Annotated in this window: 15 protein-coding genes; 9 read left to right on the top strand and 6 right to left on the bottom strand. The window is 40.4% G+C overall.

Going from position 1 to position 16900, the window contains the following annotated elements; genetic code table 11:
- Nucleotides 1-6 precede the first annotated feature (6 nt).
- From accC to prmA, 4 genes are all read left to right on the top strand, one after another.
- Complete coding sequence (accC, locus tag DXZ23_RS02825; RefSeq protein ID WP_017806627.1) at nt 7-1353, top strand: acetyl-CoA carboxylase biotin carboxylase subunit; 1347 nt, start codon at nt 7-9, stop codon at nt 1351-1353.
- A gap of 260 nt (nt 1354-1613) precedes the next feature.
- Complete coding sequence (locus DXZ23_RS02820) at nt 1614-1865, top strand: YhdT family protein (protein WP_017806628.1); 252 nt, start codon at nt 1614-1616, stop codon at nt 1863-1865.
- Nucleotides 1862-3298: a sodium/pantothenate symporter gene (gene panF / locus DXZ23_RS02815; protein ID WP_017806629.1), complete on the top strand. Its 1437-nt coding sequence runs from the start codon at nt 1862-1864 to the stop codon at nt 3296-3298. The genes DXZ23_RS02820 and panF overlap by 4 nt, the downstream gene beginning before the upstream one ends.
- 167 nt (nt 3299-3465) lie before the next feature.
- Entirely contained in the window at nt 3466-4347 is an 882-nt protein-coding gene (gene prmA / locus DXZ23_RS02810; RefSeq protein ID WP_017806630.1) for a 50S ribosomal protein L11 methyltransferase, read from the top strand.
- Between the two features lie 3 nt (nt 4348-4350).
- On the opposite strand, the gene DXZ23_RS02805 is transcribed toward prmA, so the two are convergent.
- From DXZ23_RS02805 to DXZ23_RS02795, 3 genes are all read right to left on the bottom strand, one after another.
- Nucleotides 4351-5859, bottom strand: a complete 1509-nt coding sequence (locus DXZ23_RS02805) for a porin family protein (RefSeq protein WP_165782210.1) — start codon at nt 5857-5859, stop codon at nt 4351-4353.
- A 52-nt stretch (nt 5860-5911) separates the two neighbouring features.
- Entirely contained in the window at nt 5912-6775 is an 864-nt protein-coding gene (locus tag DXZ23_RS02800) for a Slam-dependent surface lipoprotein (RefSeq protein WP_114995399.1), read from the bottom strand.
- A 62-nt stretch (nt 6776-6837) separates the two neighbouring features.
- Nucleotides 6838-9900 carry a TonB-dependent receptor domain-containing protein gene (locus DXZ23_RS02795; protein ID WP_021724668.1) on the bottom strand — a complete coding sequence of 1021 codons (3063 nt, stop codon included), beginning with the start codon at nt 9898-9900 and terminating at the stop codon, nt 6838-6840.
- A gap of 314 nt (nt 9901-10214) precedes the next feature.
- Here DXZ23_RS02795 and dusB point away from each other — a divergent pair, with 314 nt between their 5' ends.
- Nucleotides 10215-11213, top strand: coding sequence for a tRNA dihydrouridine synthase DusB (gene dusB, locus DXZ23_RS02790; RefSeq protein WP_017806635.1), 999 nt, complete (start codon nt 10215-10217; stop codon nt 11211-11213).
- Nucleotides 11194-11493, top strand: a complete 300-nt coding sequence (fis, locus tag DXZ23_RS02785) for a DNA-binding transcriptional regulator Fis (protein ID WP_017806636.1) — start codon at nt 11194-11196, stop codon at nt 11491-11493. The genes dusB and fis overlap by 20 nt, the downstream gene beginning before the upstream one ends.
- A 302-nt stretch (nt 11494-11795) precedes the next feature.
- Here fis and icd read toward each other — a convergent pair whose 3' ends face one another.
- Entirely contained in the window at nt 11796-13049 is a 1254-nt protein-coding gene (gene icd, locus DXZ23_RS02780) for an NADP-dependent isocitrate dehydrogenase (RefSeq protein WP_017806637.1), read from the bottom strand.
- Between the two features lie 151 nt (nt 13050-13200).
- Between icd and DXZ23_RS02775 the strand changes: the two genes are divergently transcribed.
- Together DXZ23_RS02775 and DXZ23_RS02770 are read left to right on the top strand one after the other, a co-directional pair.
- Complete coding sequence (locus tag DXZ23_RS02775) at nt 13201-13872, top strand: pseudouridine synthase (protein ID WP_035660081.1); 672 nt, start codon at nt 13201-13203, stop codon at nt 13870-13872.
- Nucleotides 13865-14320 carry an NUDIX domain-containing protein gene (locus tag DXZ23_RS02770; protein WP_017806639.1) on the top strand — a complete coding sequence of 152 codons (456 nt, stop codon included), beginning with the start codon at nt 13865-13867 and terminating at the stop codon, nt 14318-14320. Before DXZ23_RS02775 ends, DXZ23_RS02770 begins: the two co-directional genes overlap by 8 nt.
- A 60-nt stretch (nt 14321-14380) precedes the next feature.
- Here DXZ23_RS02770 and DXZ23_RS02765 read toward each other — a convergent pair whose 3' ends face one another.
- Both DXZ23_RS02765 and tal read right to left on the bottom strand, forming a co-directional pair.
- Nucleotides 14381-14986 (bottom strand): YagU family protein, encoded by a 606-nt coding sequence (locus tag DXZ23_RS02765; RefSeq protein WP_017806640.1) that lies wholly within the window; start codon nt 14984-14986, stop codon nt 14381-14383.
- 170 nt (nt 14987-15156) lie between these two features.
- Nucleotides 15157-16110, bottom strand: a complete 954-nt coding sequence (gene tal / locus DXZ23_RS02760) for a transaldolase (protein WP_017806641.1) — start codon at nt 16108-16110, stop codon at nt 15157-15159.
- A gap of 167 nt (nt 16111-16277) precedes the next feature.
- Between tal and DXZ23_RS02755 the strand changes: the two genes are divergently transcribed.
- The gene (locus DXZ23_RS02755; RefSeq protein WP_017806642.1) at nt 16278-16835 is read left to right on the top strand and encodes a DNA-3-methyladenine glycosylase I; all 558 of its coding nucleotides are present in this window, start codon (nt 16278-16280) and stop codon (nt 16833-16835) included.
- Nucleotides 16836-16900: the final 65 nt, after the last annotated feature.

Genomic DNA, 16900 nt, shown 5'->3' with positions numbered 1-16900 from the left:
ATTCCTATGTTAGAAAAAGTTGTAATTGCGAATCGTGGAGAAATTGCTTTACGCATTTTGCGTGCCTGTAAAGAGCTTGGCATCAAAACCGTGGCAGTGCATTCCACCGCCGATCGTGAATTAAAACACGTTTTATTGGCTGATGAAACCGTGTGTATTGGTCCAGCCCCTTCGACTAAAAGTTATTTAAATATCCCCGCACTGATTGCGGCGGCAGAAGTAACAGGGGCTGATGCTATTCACCCAGGTTATGGCTTCTTGTCTGAAAACGCTGATTTTGCCGAACAAGTGGAACGCTCAGGCTTTATCTTTATTGGGCCAACGGCTGATGTAATCCGCTTAATGGGCGACAAAGTTTCCGCGATTAATGCAATGAAAAAAGCGGGCGTGCCTTGCGTACCGGGTTCAGATGGCCCAGTAGGTAGCGATATGAAAAAAAATAAAGAAATCGCTCAACGCATTGGGTATCCTGTGATCATCAAAGCCTCTGGCGGCGGCGGCGGTCGTGGAATGCGTGTGGTGCGTGATGAACAGTCTTTAGAAGAATCCATCGCAATGACCAAAGCGGAAGCCAAAGCCGCGTTTAATAACGATATGGTGTATATGGAAAAATATCTCGAAAATCCACGCCATATTGAAATCCAAGTGCTAGCAGACACCCACGGTAACGCGGTTTACCTCGCAGAGCGTGATTGTTCAATGCAACGTCGCCACCAAAAAGTGGTGGAAGAAGCCCCAGCACCAGGCATTACCGAAGAAATGCGTCGTGATATTGGCTCTCGCTGTGCTAAAGCCTGTGTGGAAATTGGCTATCGTGGTGCGGGTACATTTGAATTCCTCTACGAAAACGGCGAATTTTACTTTATCGAAATGAATACCCGTATCCAAGTAGAACACCCTGTTACGGAAATGATTACGGGCGTGGATTTGGTGAAAGAGCAATTATTAATCGCCTCAGGCTTACCGCTTTCCACCAAACAAGAAGACATCAAAGTGCGTGGGCATGCCATTGAATGCCGTATCAACGCGGAAGATCCAAAAACCTTTCTGCCTTCGCCGGGAAAAATCGCCCACTTACACGCACCGGGTGGATTGGGCGTACGCTGGGACTCACACATTTATACAGGCTACACCGTGCCGCCACATTATGATTCAATGATCGCAAAATTGATCACCTATGGTGACACCCGTGAAGTGGCAATCCGCCGTATGCAAAATGCTCTCGGCGAAACTATCATCAACGGCATAAAAACCAACATTCCATTACACGATCAAATTTTATCTGATGAAAACTTCCAAAAAGGTGGCACAAATATCCACTATTTAGAGAAGAAATTGGGTATGCACGATTAAGAATAAAGAGGGGAATAAAGCCCCTCTTTATTTTTTATATATTAGCTGGAATAAATAGATTGTTTTTACGAATTAATTAGTCTTACAAAGCAATGATAGAGAGCGGTCTATTTTTATGTTGGTTTTCTTTAATTAACGGGAGTTTTCATTGGAAAAAGTGGATTGCTCACTCATTATAAGTAGATAGACCACATAGGTTCTATAATTATCCTATGATATTAGTAACTTTATTTAACCTTTGATTTAGGGAGATTTCATTAATGCAGAAAAATTCTCGCTATCGCCAAGCTGCAAAAGAAGCCCGTTGGGCGTTTGGGTTAACGTTGCTTTATGTGCTAGGTTGGTGTTTATGTGCTTATTTACCCAAAGGAACAGCAGGACCGTTGGGCTTTCCGCTGTGGTTTGAGCTGGCTTGTATTTATTTGCCCGTGCTGTTTATCGTGGTGGCGTATTGGGTGGTGAAGATTATTTATCAAAATATGGATTTAGAAAATAAGGACGTTGAGCAATGAATTTGGGGATTATTTTTCCATTAGTGATCTATTTGGCGTTTGTCTTTGGAGCGGCAATTTATGCCTATGTCAGGCGTTCCAAAGGGGACTTTTTAACGGAATATTATGTGGGAAATCGCTCAATGACAGGCTTTGTGTTGGCGATGACCACCGCGTCCACCTATGCCAGTGCCAGCTCTTTTGTGGGCGGCCCTGGTGCGGCGTATAAATTCGGCTTAGGCTGGGTGTTGCTTGCAATGATTCAAGTGCCTGCGGTATGGCTGGCATTAGGCGCGCTCGGGAAAAAATTCGCTCTGCTTTCTCGTGAGAGTAATGCCTTAACCATCAATGATTTATTGCTTTATCGCTATAAAAATAAATACTTGGTTTGGATTTCTTGTATCGCCTTACTCATCGCCTTTTTTGCTGCAATGACCGTGCAATTTATCGGCGGAGCAAGATTGTTAGAAACCACCATTGGGATCAGCTATACCAATGCCTTATTGATTTTTGCCGTTACCGTGGGGCTATACACCTTTATCGGCGGTTTCCGTGCAGTGGTGCTAACTGACACCATTCAAGGCACGGTGATGATTCTCGGCACGATCATTTTGCTCGGTGCGACCATTTATGCCGCGGGCGGAGCAGAAAGTGCGGTGCAAAAACTCAACGAAATTGATCCGCACTTAACTAGCCCTTATGGTCCAAATGATATGCTCGGCTTTCAATTTATGGCTTCATTCTGGATTTTGGTGTGCTTTGGCGTGGTGGGGCTGCCTCATACGGCAGTGCGTTGTATGGCGTTTAAAGATAGCAAAGCCTCGCATAATGGTATGCTGATCGGCACGGTGGTGCTGTCCCTCGTAATGCTGGGAATGCACCTTTCAGGGGCGTTAGGCAGAGCCATTTTACCCGCTTTAGATGTGCCAGATCAGGTGATCCCAACCTTGATGTTGCAAGTGCTACCGCCGATTGTAGCTGGGATTTTCTTAGCCGCACCAATGTCAGCCATTATGTCCACCATTGATGCCCAACTTATTCAATCTTCTTCGATTTTTGTGAAAGATTTATATTTATCCGCCAAGCCCGAAATGGCACAAAATCAGAAAAAGATCAGTTGGTTTTCGTCAATTATTACCCTAATTTTGACCGCACTTTTAATTCTGGCGGCGTTGAACCCGCCTAAGATGATTATTTGGTTAAACCTTTTCGCCTTTGGCGGATTGGAAGCGGCGTTTTTGTGGGTTATCGTGCTGGGGCTGTATTGGGAAAAAGCTAACGCTGTTGGGGCGATAAGCTCAATGGTGGTCGGGCTAGCCAGCTATGTGGGCTTAACCGCTGCCAGTATTAAACTGTTTGATTTTCACGCTATTGTGCCATCTTTAACCTTTGGCTTGCTCGCATTTTTGATCGGCAACAAATGGGGTGAAAAGGCAAAAACACAGATTCATTAACATTTATCGCCATTTACGTTTAAAATAAGCGAGGCGTTGTTCCTCAGCACAGCAACGCCGTATTATTTTGAAATCAAACGGCGATCAGCATTAACGTTTAAAACAAGGCGGGCATTCACACCGCCTTATTTTTCAATTAAATCACACTCTTTTTAGAAGGAAATTTTATGGCTTGGGTGCAAATCCGCATAAACAGCACAAATCAGCAAGCGGAAAGTCTTAGCGATTATTTGGAAGAAATCGGCTCGGTGTCCGTTACCTTTATGGACAGCCAAGACACGCCAATTTTTGAACCACTCCTAGGGGAAACCCGTTTATGGGGTAATACCGATGTGATCGCCCTCTTTGATGCCGAAACAGAGATGCAACAGATTGTGCATCAGCTCAAAAGTGCGGGATATTTGAGCGAAGATACCGCTTATAAAATCGAACAAATCGAAGATAAAGATTGGGAACGGGAATGGATGGACAATTTCCACCCAATGCAATTTGGCAAACGCCTTTGGATTTGCCCAAGTTGGCGTGAAGTGCCTGATGAAAATGCGGTGAATGTAATGCTCGATCCTGGTTTGGCTTTTGGAACTGGCACGCACCCCACCACCGCATTATGTTTAGAATGGCTCGATAGCCTAGATTTGAATGGCAAAACGGTCATCGATTTTGGCTGTGGCTCAGGGATTTTAGCGATTGCTGCGTTGAAATTAGGGGCGAAAAGTGCCATCGGCATTGATATTGATCCGCAAGCTATTTTAGCCAGCCGCAACAACGCGGAACAAAATGGCGTGAGCGACCACCTACAACTCTTTTTAGCCAAAGACGCACCGCAAGATCTGCAAGCAGATGTGGTGGTAGCCAATATCTTAGCGGGCCCATTAAAAGAGCTTTCCCCAACCATTAGCCAATTAGTCAAACCGCAAGGGCAACTCGGGTTATCAGGCATCTTAGAAACACAAGCCCAATCCGTTTGTGAGGCTTATGAAGCAGTGTTTTCCCTCGATCCTGTGGCAGTGCGAGAAGAATGGTGTCGAATTACGGGAAAAAATAAATAGGGTTTAAGCACTAAAATCCCTTTTTAGCGCTGCTTTTTCTATGCGAGAAAGTAAGGCTTGAAAAACAAAACTTACATTAAATTGTAATTCAGTTTGCTTATAAGAATAAAGCCAATCTACATTGCTATGATTATGTGTTCTTTTGATGATTACATTGGGTGTTATCCCTTTATAAAACACATTGGGAAAAGACAAAATCGCTTGATAAATAAAGTGATTATCTTTTCTTTTTGTTTCTAAAATAGCATTGTGCTGCAAGTAACGGGTGCTTTTTATCGAAGCAAGCAAGGTCAGATCTAATTTTTCATTAAATTGATGATAAAGCCCAAATCTCGCCCCCAGCATTTTATAGCTATTTGTTTTCTCTTTAACTTTGCGGTATATCCCATCGAACCCAGTAAATAATGTAGTGTTATTGGTAGGAGTGTAATACCAACTGGCATATAAAGAAGAAATGTCCGCTTTATCTATCGCACTGTAACCAGCATTATAAAACAAATGTTTTTGTTCAAATTGCACATTGAGAAAATGTTTTTTTAAAAGAGAATGCATCCATTCTAAATGTACCCCAAAAGCGTGATAATAACGCTTATTGGCATACCATTCATATTTAAAAAGTGGGGCGATAACGAGCTCTTTTTTCGCATCTTGAAAAGCGTATCCAATATAAGTTTTAAATGTGGTATCATTATATTGTCGAGCCGTTGGATAATATTGTCCTTCGCTATTGAAATAAATATTTATTCCGTGATGCCCTGTTAAATTAAATTTTTTATTTAGGCTAAGCTCATATCCCCAACCTTTTGCGTTAATCGCTTTAGGGGCAGCGCGTTCAACGATGCAAGTTGTGCCAGAAAATAATAGGCAGCGATAATGTTCTGAGGATTGATTGATATTTTTTTGATAGCGGTAACCCACACGTAATCCACCGTGCCATTGCTCCCGCTCTTTTAAAACTTGTAAATATTCCTTTAATAATGTGCTCACTTCATTGGGTAATGGCATTTGAACAAGCTGAGAAAACAATTTGCTGGCTTCTTTATTCTTTTTATTTTCAAATAGAATGCGTGCTAAATCTAATTGTCCCCGTAAAAAATCAGGTTCAGATTGTAATAATTTTTGATATTCAGTTTCCGCCTTAGCCAACTCTCCACGTTGACGGGCGAGCGCTCCTTGTGCAAACCATACAAGTTCTTTTTTATGTTGAGGAAATTGGCGATATTGCTGTAAAAACTTTTCTGCATAATGCCAAAGTTGCTGATTTACCGCAATATAAAGCGCTTGCCCTACATCGGCTTCAGTATTTGCCACAGAAAAAGATTGTCCATCTAAGGTGATTTCATTTTCTTGCTGATTTGAGGCTGTGAATAATGCCGTTTCTTTTCGTTGTTGATTGATTTTTTGTTGGGAGTCTTGCCACAGTTGCAGAGATTGTTCTGCATTTTCATCTGCATAGCTTGGTAAAGCAGTAAGAAAGGCTACGCTCAACAAAATTAAAAAAGATTTTTTCATAGGCTTTAACATCTAATAAAAATAGGAAAGGGGGGAAGGCCCTCCTATGAATTTATTGATTTTTTGTACCACCAAAAGCAGTGTCATATTTGTTATCTGCAAATTTAGCGTAACCCGCTAATGCAGCGGCATCTTTACCAAAGAATTGTCCGCTGGTCGTACCATCGACTACACCATTTGCAAAGGCATCTCCCTTGAAACTTGCATTTTGCTTATTAATTTTTGCATCAATTTCAATTTCAAGATCTCTTCTTACCATAGTTCCTTCTAGCGTACCTTTCTCAAAGTCAGCATTAAATTGCCCTTTTAACACCCCTTTATTAAGATCATTGTTATTATTGATCCCTGTGACGGTATATGTAGCTTTGCCGCCTTTTGGTAGGGCGACAGTTTTATCATTTCCTGCATAATACACCACGCGATCTTTTGTCGCATCGGCATCACGCGCCACCCATTCGCCATAATACAGCTCTTGCTCACCTACTTTTTTGAACGCAAAGTTGCCGAGTTTATTATGGAATCTAGGTACCCAGCTTGGCATATTGTTCATTTTAAGTACAACTACGCCATCATTATCAACACCACCAAAAGCACGCATCCATTGGGTGTTTTTGGTAATTTTAGTTAAGGATTTAAAGCTCGTCACTTTAGAGGTAGCACCTTTAACTTCCACACCAGGTAAACCACCTTCATCAGAATGGAACCAGCCATTATGTGCAGCGGATGGATTTGCTACAGATAAATCAGCATTGCCGTTAGAAATACCTGAAGTGACGGCTCCTTGAGCAGTGAGGCAAGCAAACAAGGTCACACTAAGTGCGGTCATTTTTAAAGAAATATTTTTCATACTCTTTTCCTTTTTGAGAATGGGGATGCTCCCCGTTTTATTGGCATCATTGCGATGCGTTTTGGTCATTTCCCTGTTGTGTGAGAGCGAAGGGGAAATGACCGCCTTTTTAATCCCAGCCAAAGCTGAAATTAAAATTTCGCCGTTAACCCCAATTTAAATGTCCGCCCTGGTGCGGGGATCATTGAACGTGTCATTGGATCAAGATAATAACGATTGGTTAAATTGGTGCCCGTGAATTCGACGGTTAAATTCGGTGAAAATTGATATTTAATATAAGCATCCACTACTAACACAGGTTGCCAGTACATCGGTCTGTTCCAACCTAAATCTATTTTTTCATTTGTAGAAAGGCTTTCATTGAGTTCAAATAATCTTGCTTCTTGTTTATTGACCGCTTTGCTGTGATAAAGCCAACGGCTACCAATTTCTAATTTACGATCAAAGAAACGTCCACCGAGATTAGCAGTAATGGAATATTTAGGTTGTAATTGGGTACGCAAATAACCCCAAGGGAAACCACCAGTCATACAATGTGGTACGCGCATTGCGACAGGATCCATTTCCACTGCCATATCCGCATCACAGACTTTATTTTTAAGGTTATAAGCGACCCCTAAATCGGCAAAATAATCGCCGTTATCGTAGCGTGCTTGAAGTTCTATGCCATCAATAACCCGTTTATCTAATTGAACAAAACGAAAATCAGTATTACGGTCGATAACATTTTTAGTTACATTGTGATAATAGCTGAGTTTTACATCTGCTTTGGTTGGCGTATTAAATAAGGAGCTAAAATCATAGGCATAGCCCACCTCAATATTTTTAGTGCGTTCAGGTTTTAAGCGGGCATCTTTGAAACGGGTATTGGTGTCAGCACTGGCGGAAAAACCAACGGTATCTTCAAAAATACTTGGCATACGGGCATATTGCGTATAGCGAAGATATACCCGAGAATTATCCGTTAAAAATGCCGTTGCCGAAAATGCTGGAGCAAAAGCGTGAGCACGACGTTTTTCTACTTTTTTTAATTTATCGCTTTCTTTTAAGGCTTCATAATGCTCTCCTAAAGAGCTGTTAGTATATTTATTGGTCACTTTTCCTGTGGCTGGATTAATCACTTTTTCATTTTTTAGCGTACCATTATAAAAAGGATTATCTTCTTTATGTAAACGACCATCACTATGGAAATCTATCTCTACAGAATGTTTTCTAATAACGCCATCATCTTTTAAAGATGTCCAACTTCCACCTTCCCCCAAAAGATCATCTAGCTTATCAACGATTTCTCTGTCTTTTCTTTTGAACTCTGGAGCTCTTCTATATCTGTTACCTAATCTGTTTCTATACTCTTCTCTTAAGTTATCTTTTTCTGTCATTAATTGTTGGTATTGATTCCAAATATCTTGTGAAACAATTTCATCAAAAGATAATGTTTTACCAATGGAAATTTTTCCAGGGGAATCTGGATTATCTTCATAAGGTTTATAAAGCACACCCGATTTAACCAATTTATCTAAGTAATCATCATAAGACCAATATTCATTATAACGAGCTCCCGCAGTTAGCATTAACCAATTAGTTGGGCGATAGTTAAAATTAAAGGCGATATCCCACTCTTGACGGCGCCCCATTCTTGCAGGGCTTTCATAAGTGCTATTTGGGTTAGGTTTTGATTTTAGGTGATCACTGGTGAGATGCTCTTTTTGAAATGAGCCAGAAAGGGTTAAATCCAATTTATCTGTTAAATGCATTTGATTGCTGAGGTTAAATCCTCTTCTGGTGTTATACGCATTAGATTGTGCGGCATTCACAAAATTATATTTGCCATTGATATTTGGGTGCGTTTTGCTCCATTCTGCCTGTTCGGCTTTCATACAATTTAAATCAAATTGATTCATAAACTCATCTGGCGTGGAGTTAGCAAGATCCTCCTCACTCATTGGTCTATAGCATTTTTGCATCGCAATCCCCATAAATTCATTATCTAGCTCATTTGGCTCCCGTGGATTACCGCCAGAGGTGTTGGTATCGCTAATGGTGCGTGTGTACCATATCCCCGCTTTTAAATTAATCAATGGGTTATCGGGGTTGTAATGATAATCAGCATTAAAGGTGTGCTGTGTCACTGTAGCTAAAGGCCATTGAGGCACACGGTCATAAAATTTTGAAAAATCTAAACGAGAAGGCATAATCTCGCCATAAGTCATTTTAGTATGGCGATAACCCAGTTTGAGTTCTTGTTTATCCGTAAACCGCCAAGTATTTTTTAGTAAATAAGATTCCATGACACTTGAGGTATTCGGAATTTCCGTATGAGGACGATAAATCGAGGCCGCAAAAGGTAAATTGGGCTCCATTTGCTTTAACTCTCGTCCCGATTTCTCATCAACGCTCCCTTCGTAACGATGAGAACCACCTCTCCCAGATAGATAATTGCCCTTACGGCGATAACTATAAGCGACTAATAGATCAAATTTTTCTTCACGTAACCCAACGGCTAAACGCATTGCGTTATCTTTGCCCCATTCTCCTTTGGTTTTAGGCTTAACCAAGGTAGTAGGAAGAAAATCCCCAGGAAAAGGATCATACATACGAGAGTCTTCACCTAAATGCAGGTTATTGGGATGTTCTTTTACCGAGTTATTGCTGGTCTCAAGTTTTAATTCAACACTGATTTTTTGATTGGGAGCCACAATATCATCAACATCAATAGTACGCATTTTAACCGTCCCACCAATGCCACTTGCCGTTCCTGCCACTAACGCTGGCCCTTTTTCAAGGGTAATGCCACCAATTAAATTCGGATCAAGATAATTTCGATTATTTGCCCCGTTGTAACCGCGCCAAGTTGTAATCGCCTGCTCTGTGCCATCAATCGTTACAGGAATACGCCCTTGTCCTTGCACGCCACGAATATTTGGATCAACGGCACCACTATTGCGTGCATCACCACTGTACACCCCATTAAAAGCTTGAAACAGATCCGCGGGTGCAGCTCCTTTATAGCGTTCAACCGCTTCCTTATCGGAATACATATTGGTGATATTATGAAGATAAACCTCGTCTTTTTTCTGCTCTGCTTGAACTTCAGCATTGCTTTTGACAAAAATCGTATCCAATTCTGCTGCATTGGCAACGTTAGTTAAGCAGGCAGATAAGGCTAAGGATAAATAACACTGTTGAAATTTCATTATTAACCCCCTCAACGCAAATGATAATGGTTCTTATTTGTATTGAATAATAAATAATAATTTCCCAAAATACAAATAAATACTGAAAAATAGTTATAAATTCGTTACTTACTATTGACATTTGCAAATTATCGTCCCGATTTGTTGCCTTTCTGCGCAATTAATAGACCTAGGTCAAAACAATTAAAAAAATTCCTTTTTGTATAAAAAATATGCTTTTCAAATGGGTGAAAAGTGCGTATCATAGCACGCCTTGCCCGTTGGGGCTGGCGATGGATTGTGTGTTAAGGTGGTAACTTGTTAGGGGTAACGCAGTGCGAATTGGTGATTATCAATTAAAAAACCGTATTTTGCTTGCGCCAATGGCAGGGATTACCGACCAACCTTTTAGACGCCTTTGTGCGAACTATGGTGCGGGATTAACCTTTTCAGAAATGATGGCGAGTAATCCCCGTGTGTGGCATACAGAGAAATCGAAACAACGTCTTGCTTATCATCAAGATGTAGGCATTAATGCCGTGCAAATTGCAGGATCTGATCCGCAAGAAATGGCACAAGCGGCACAAGTGAATGTGGACTACGGTGCAGAAATTATTGACATCAATATGGGCTGCCCCGCCAAAAAGGTAAATCGCAAATTGGCAGGCTCTGCCCTTTTGCAATATCCTGATTTAGTCCGTCAAATTCTTGAAGCTGTGGTGCGTGCTGTTGATGTGCCTGTAACATTAAAAATTAGAACAGGCTGGGATCGACAACATCGAAATTGTGTGGAAATCGCCAAAATTGCCGAACAAGCAGGCATTCAAGCCCTCACCATTCACGGAAGAACCCGTGAATGCTTATTTGAGGGCGAAGCAGAATACGACAATATCAAAGCGGTGAAGCAACAAATTTCCATTCCTGTGATCGCAAATGGCGATATTACATCGGTGCAAAAAGCCCAAAAGGTGCTTGATTACACTGGTGCTGATGCAATAATGATTGGGCGTGGTGCATTAGGAAAGCCTTGGATTTTTCAATCAATGGCAACATTAAGCGAAACGAACCCAACCACTTTTGAACCAAGTTTAGCGGAAAAGTGCGGTGTGATTTTGCAGCATATTCGCGATCTTCATCAGTTTTACGGTGAAGAAAAAGGCTATCGCATTGCACGCAAACACGTTGCTTGGTATTTACAGGGAATTCAACCTAATTCCGATTTTAGGCAGACTTTTAATGTGATTAGCAATGCCACCGAGCAACTAAACGCATTGGAGGATTTTTTTAATTTGATTTTATTGGATAAAGACAACAATGTTAGAACAACAACGTAATCCAGCTGAAGCCCTAACCGTTTCAGTATTAAATTCACAATCTCAAGTAACAAACAAACCACTTCGTGATTCAGTGAAACAAGCATTAAGAAACTATCTTGCACAATTAGACGGACAAGATGTGAATGATCTTTATGAATTAGTTTTAGCGGAAGTTGAACACCCTATGCTCGATATGATTATGCAATACACACGCGGCAACCAAACCCGTGCAGCATTAATGCTTGGCATTAACCGTGGTACATTACGCAAAAAATTAAAAAAATACGGTATGGGTTGATTAAACAATTCTTCTAAGTAAAAATTCACCGCACTTTAAATTAGCTAATGATTGCTTAAATCAGTGATTAAAATACTCGTCATTAATATTGATTTGTTTTCATTGGAATAGAGAAGTGCGGTGTTGGTGTGACCACTCTTATTTTAATGCGGTTATTATGGAAAGATTAGAAGACTAAAAATAAGTTTTTATGTTTAGCTTCATAAAATCGCAGAATCTTGTAGCTATATAATTAGACCGATATAACTCTTGCACGGCTTATTTTAGTTGATGATTGAAATAAACCGTGCAATGTTTCTATGTTATTGCATATTTTTTATAATATCATTAGCAAATTCTGATGTAGTGCGTAATTTTGCACCTTCTAACATTTCAGCAAAATCAAAGGTCACGGTTTTATTTTTAATGGTTTTTTCCATTGCGTTAATAACTAAATCTGCTGCCTCTATCCAGCCTAAATAGCGTAGCATCATTTCTCCACTTAATATGAGTGAGCCAGGATTCCCTTTATTTTGCCCCGCAATTTTTGGAGCTGTACCATGGGTAGCTTCGAAAATGGCTGCTTCTGCACCGATGTTCGCTCCTGGAGAAATGCCAATTCCTCCTACTTGTGCAGCAAGTGCATCTGAAATGTAGTCACCGTTCAGGTTAAGCGTGGCAATGACATCATAATCAGAGGGATGCAGTAAAACTTCTTGTAAAAAAGCATCGGCGATAGAATCTTTAATAATGATTTCACGTCCCGTTTTAGGGTTATTAAATTTCATCCACGGTCCTTCGTTAATTAAGGTTGCACCAAATTCTTTTGCTACTTCATAACCCCATTCTTTGAATGCTCCTTCAGTGAATTTCATAATATTGCCTTTATGTACTAAAGTGAGAGAGCTTCTATCGTTGTCAATCACATATTGTAATGCTGCACGCACTAAACGCTGTGTACCTTGTTTGGATACGGGTTTAATTCCAATTCCACAATCTTGTGGAAAGCGAATTTTATTTACGCCCATTTCTTGTTGTAAAAATTGGATAACTTTGTTTGCTTCTGGTGAACCTGCTTTCCATTCTACGCCAGCATAGATATCTTCTGAGTTCTCACGGAAAATGATCATATTCACTTTTTCTGGATGTTTTACTGGACTTGGTGTACCACTGTAATAACGAATTGGACGTAGACAATTGTAGAGATCAAGTTCTTGACGCATTGTTACATTGAGGGAACGAATACCACCCCCTACAGGTGTCATCAACGGTCCTTTAATTGCAACGTGATATTCTTTAATCAATTGAAGGGTTTCGGTTGGTAACCAAGTATTTTCACCATAGATTTTATTGGCTTTGTGTCCCGCATAAATTTCTAGCCAGGAAATTTTACGTTTACCTCGATAGGCTTTTTCTACCGCGGCATCGATGACTGCTTGCATTGCTGGAGTAACATCTACACCAATACCATCGCCTTCGATAAAAGGGATAATCGGATTATTTGGTACGATTATGTCACCTTGTATGCCTAAATGAATTTTCTCACCTTGAGGAATAATAATTGGGGATTGAGTCATTGGATTTCTCCTTTATGGTTGATGTTGTGCTATAGTAAGTGAAATGTTTAACAAAAGAAGATTAATTACGGTTAAAGATGTTTCTTTTTCTGTATAACAAATCAACATTTTCATAACATATATGAAGGCAAAATTTCTTTCAAGACGTAATATTCAAAAAGGGCAAAATTTACGCGAAGAAACGGTTCAGCATTCTTATCGTAAAAAGGTGAGGGGGCCTAGTATTCTTGAAACTAACGTCGTGTTATTTAATAAACCTTTTAATGTATTGACTCAATTTACGGATGAAAGCGGACGGAAAACGCTGAAAGATTTTATTCCTATTCCCAGTATTTATCCGGCTGGTCGTTTGGATCTTGATAGTGAAGGGCTATTAATTCTTACTAACAATGGTGAAATTCAGCATCGTTTGGCTGATCCTAAATATAAAACTGAAAAGATTTATTGGGTACAGGTGGAGGGTGAACCAACGGAAAGAGAGCTTAATTTGCTACGTCAAGGAGTAAACTTGAAAGATGGTAGAACTTTACCAGCTAAAGTGCGGTTAATTCCTGCACCAAATTTCTTATGGGAAAGAGATCCCCCTATTCGGGAACGAAAAAGTATTCCTACTAGCTGGTTAGAGATTAGGATCAGTGAAGGAAAAAATCGCCAAGTTCGCCGAATGACGGCATATATAGGGTTTCCTACTTTGCGTTTAATTCGAGCTGGAATGGCGTGTTTTAGTGTAGAAAATTTGCCGTTGGGGCAGTATCATCAACTTAATTTCCAAGAACTGGAGCAGCTCTATGAATTTTTAAAATTAAGGAAATCTTATGTATAAACCTTATATCACAATGGCTTGCGTAGTACATTGTCAAGGAAAATTTTTATTTGTAAAAGAATTTGAATATGGAAAAATGACCTTAAATCAACCCGCTGGTCATTTAGAGCGAAACGAAAGCATTATTGAAGGGGCAATGCGTGAATTGCTTGAAGAAACTGGTATTCGAGCTAAGCCAAATAAGCTGATTAAAATTTATCAATGGTATGCACCACGTAGTCAAAAAGATTATTTGCGTTTTGTTTTTTCGGTAGAGCTAACAGCACATTTTCCAATTTCACCCACTGATCCTGACATCGAAGATGGTTTATGGCTTACTCCAGAAGAATTTCAGCATTATATTCAGCAAGAAGGACAAGCAGAGCGTAATCCTTTAGTTAGCCAAGCTTTGCAAGATTATTTAAATGGCGAAGAAGTGAGCTTAGATGTGTTGAAGGTATTTGAATGAATATTCACGATTTTACACCGCACCTAAAAAATAAAGCCCGAATTATTCGGGCTTTACTGATTAACGATAAGGTTGATCTAATGGAACCTCAGGATCTGGTTGATGCGTGATTCTGTTGCGTAAATCACGACGGATAATTTCAATTGTCCAGAACCAGAAGATATGACCAACTAATTCAGAAATATGTTCGTATAATGGCCAGTCTGCAACAGGTGGTGTTAAGCCTAATGCTGGGAAAGTGATGTAATGTACACAAATATCAGCAATTAAGCCCGCACCAATACCTTGCCAAAACTTGATTTTAGGGAAACGTTCCGCAACTACACAGTAGGCAATTGCAAACACTAAAGAGAATGTGATGTGAGTAACACCTATCCAATCAAAACCGTGATCGGCAAAGGTGAATACCGCAGCGGTAGGATCAATACCGATGTAATCACGTAAGAAAACGTGCGGCGGATTTAAAAATGCACGAGAACATACCTCTAATGCTTGTGATGGGTCTTGACAAGCCGCAACAAATAAATCAATGGGACTACGCGGAGGAAATGGATGTTCTGCTCCCCATTTTACAAATGCTGAGATTAATCCAGCAATAATGCCGACAAAGGCAGCTACGCCATAGCGACGACGTGCCGGATCAGTTTGAGTAAAAATACCTAACATATAATGCTCGAAAGTTAAAAAATAATTATGATTTATTAAATTTCTTTAAATAAATTCGCAAGCATTCTATGCCCAATAGAAAAATAGTCAAGAAATTATTAATTAGTGATATGGTGTTTTTGATAGGCTAACACCTAAGCCGAAACTTAGGTGTTAGATAGGTGATTGAATTAAAACTTCGCCAATAACATCGCTTCTAGTTTTTCTTGGTCGATGGCGAATTTGCGGATACCTTCTGCCAGTTTTTCTACTGCCATTGGATCACTGTTGTGTTGCCAGTAGAATTCGCTTTCGGTTAGTGGCTGAGGTTTGGCTTTCACTTCGCCCTTGTATTCCAATTTACGCACAAGTGCGGTGTGATTTTCTTGCAATTCTTTTAACAAGGCTGGGGCGATGGTTAAACGGTCGCAGCCTGCAAGCTCGGTGATTTCACCCACGTTGCGGAAGCTCGCACCCATTACCACGGTTTGATAGCCGTGTTGTTTGTAGTAGTTGTAAATGTTGGTTACTGAAATTACACCTGGATCTTCCGCTGGTGCGTAGTCTTTTTTCTCGCCGTTAGCTTTGTACCAATCAAGGATACGTCCTACAAATGGGGAGATTAAATACACGCCTGCTTCAGCACAAGCACGTGCTTGTGCTTCGGAGAATAATAGCGTGAGGTTACAGTTAATGCCTTCTTTTTCAAGGATTTCTGCTGCACGGATACCCTGCCAAGTAGAGGCAATTTTAATTAGAATGCGATCGTTTGATACGCCCGCTTCATTATAAAGTGCGATTAATTGGCGTGCTTTTTCCACCGTGGCTTGCGTGTCGTAAGAAAGGCGTGCGTCCACTTCGGTGGAAATGCGTCCTGGTACAATTTTCAGAATTTCTAAACCGATGTTTACCGCGAGTTTATCTTCAGCATCAATGAGTTGCTGAGCTTTATCATTGCTTTTTGTTTTGGCATAAGCAATGGCTTCGTCAATTAATGGGGCATATTGGGGTAAGGCTGAGGCACTTAAAATTAATGATGGGTTGGTGGTTGCATCTTGTGGCTGGTAGGTTTTGATGGCTTCAATATCACCTGTGTCTGCCACAACCACAGTCATTTCGCGTAGTGCATCTAATTGTGTTGTCATATTTACCTCTAATTGGATTGTTGGTTAAGTTGGAATACAATAGCACATCTTGCCGATGATGAGATAGCTATTTTAGCTTTGGTATCAATAGGTAAAATTTTAAATTAAATCCGTGAGATTAAAAGTAGAAAATCTGTGATCGTCATCACAAATATGAGGAAGAAGTAATGAAAACGCGTTGCGGCTGGGCGGAGGGCTTAGCCATTTATGAGGATTATCACGACAATGAATGGGGCAGGCCCGAATATGACAGTGTGAAATTATTTGAAAAGCTGTGCTTAGAGGGGCAACAAGCAGGGCTTTCGTGGATCACGGTATTGAAAAAACGCGAGCATTATCGTCAAGCCTTTCATCATTTTGATCCCGTCAAAATCGCTCAAATGACCGAGCAAGATATTGACGCGTTAATGCAAAATGCGGGGTTGATTCGCCATCGGGCAAAGCTGGATGCCATCGTAAAAAATGCCAAAGCCTATTTAGCAATGCAAAAGTGCGGTGAGAATTTTAGCGATTTTATTTGGGCGTTTGTAGATCACAAACCGCAAATCAATGATATACCCGATTTCTCCGTCGTACCTGCCAAAACGGAAACTTCAAAACAACTGTTGAAAGCCTTGAAGAAAAAGGGCTTCGTGTTTGTGGGCGAAACCACCTGCTACGCTTTTATGCAATCAATGGGCTTGGTGGACGATCACTTAAACGCGTGTTTTTGTAAACATAAATAAAATGCTTTTTGAGCGGTTTTTCTTTATAATCAGGTTAATTTTTACACCTGAAAATCAAATGGGTT

Source organism: Avibacterium paragallinarum (assembly GCF_900450705.1).
Taxonomy (GTDB): Bacteria; Pseudomonadota; Gammaproteobacteria; order Enterobacterales; family Pasteurellaceae; genus Avibacterium; species Avibacterium paragallinarum.
The sequence above is the reverse complement of the archived record's forward strand: the minus strand, read 5'-3'. Positions and strand labels throughout refer to the sequence as shown.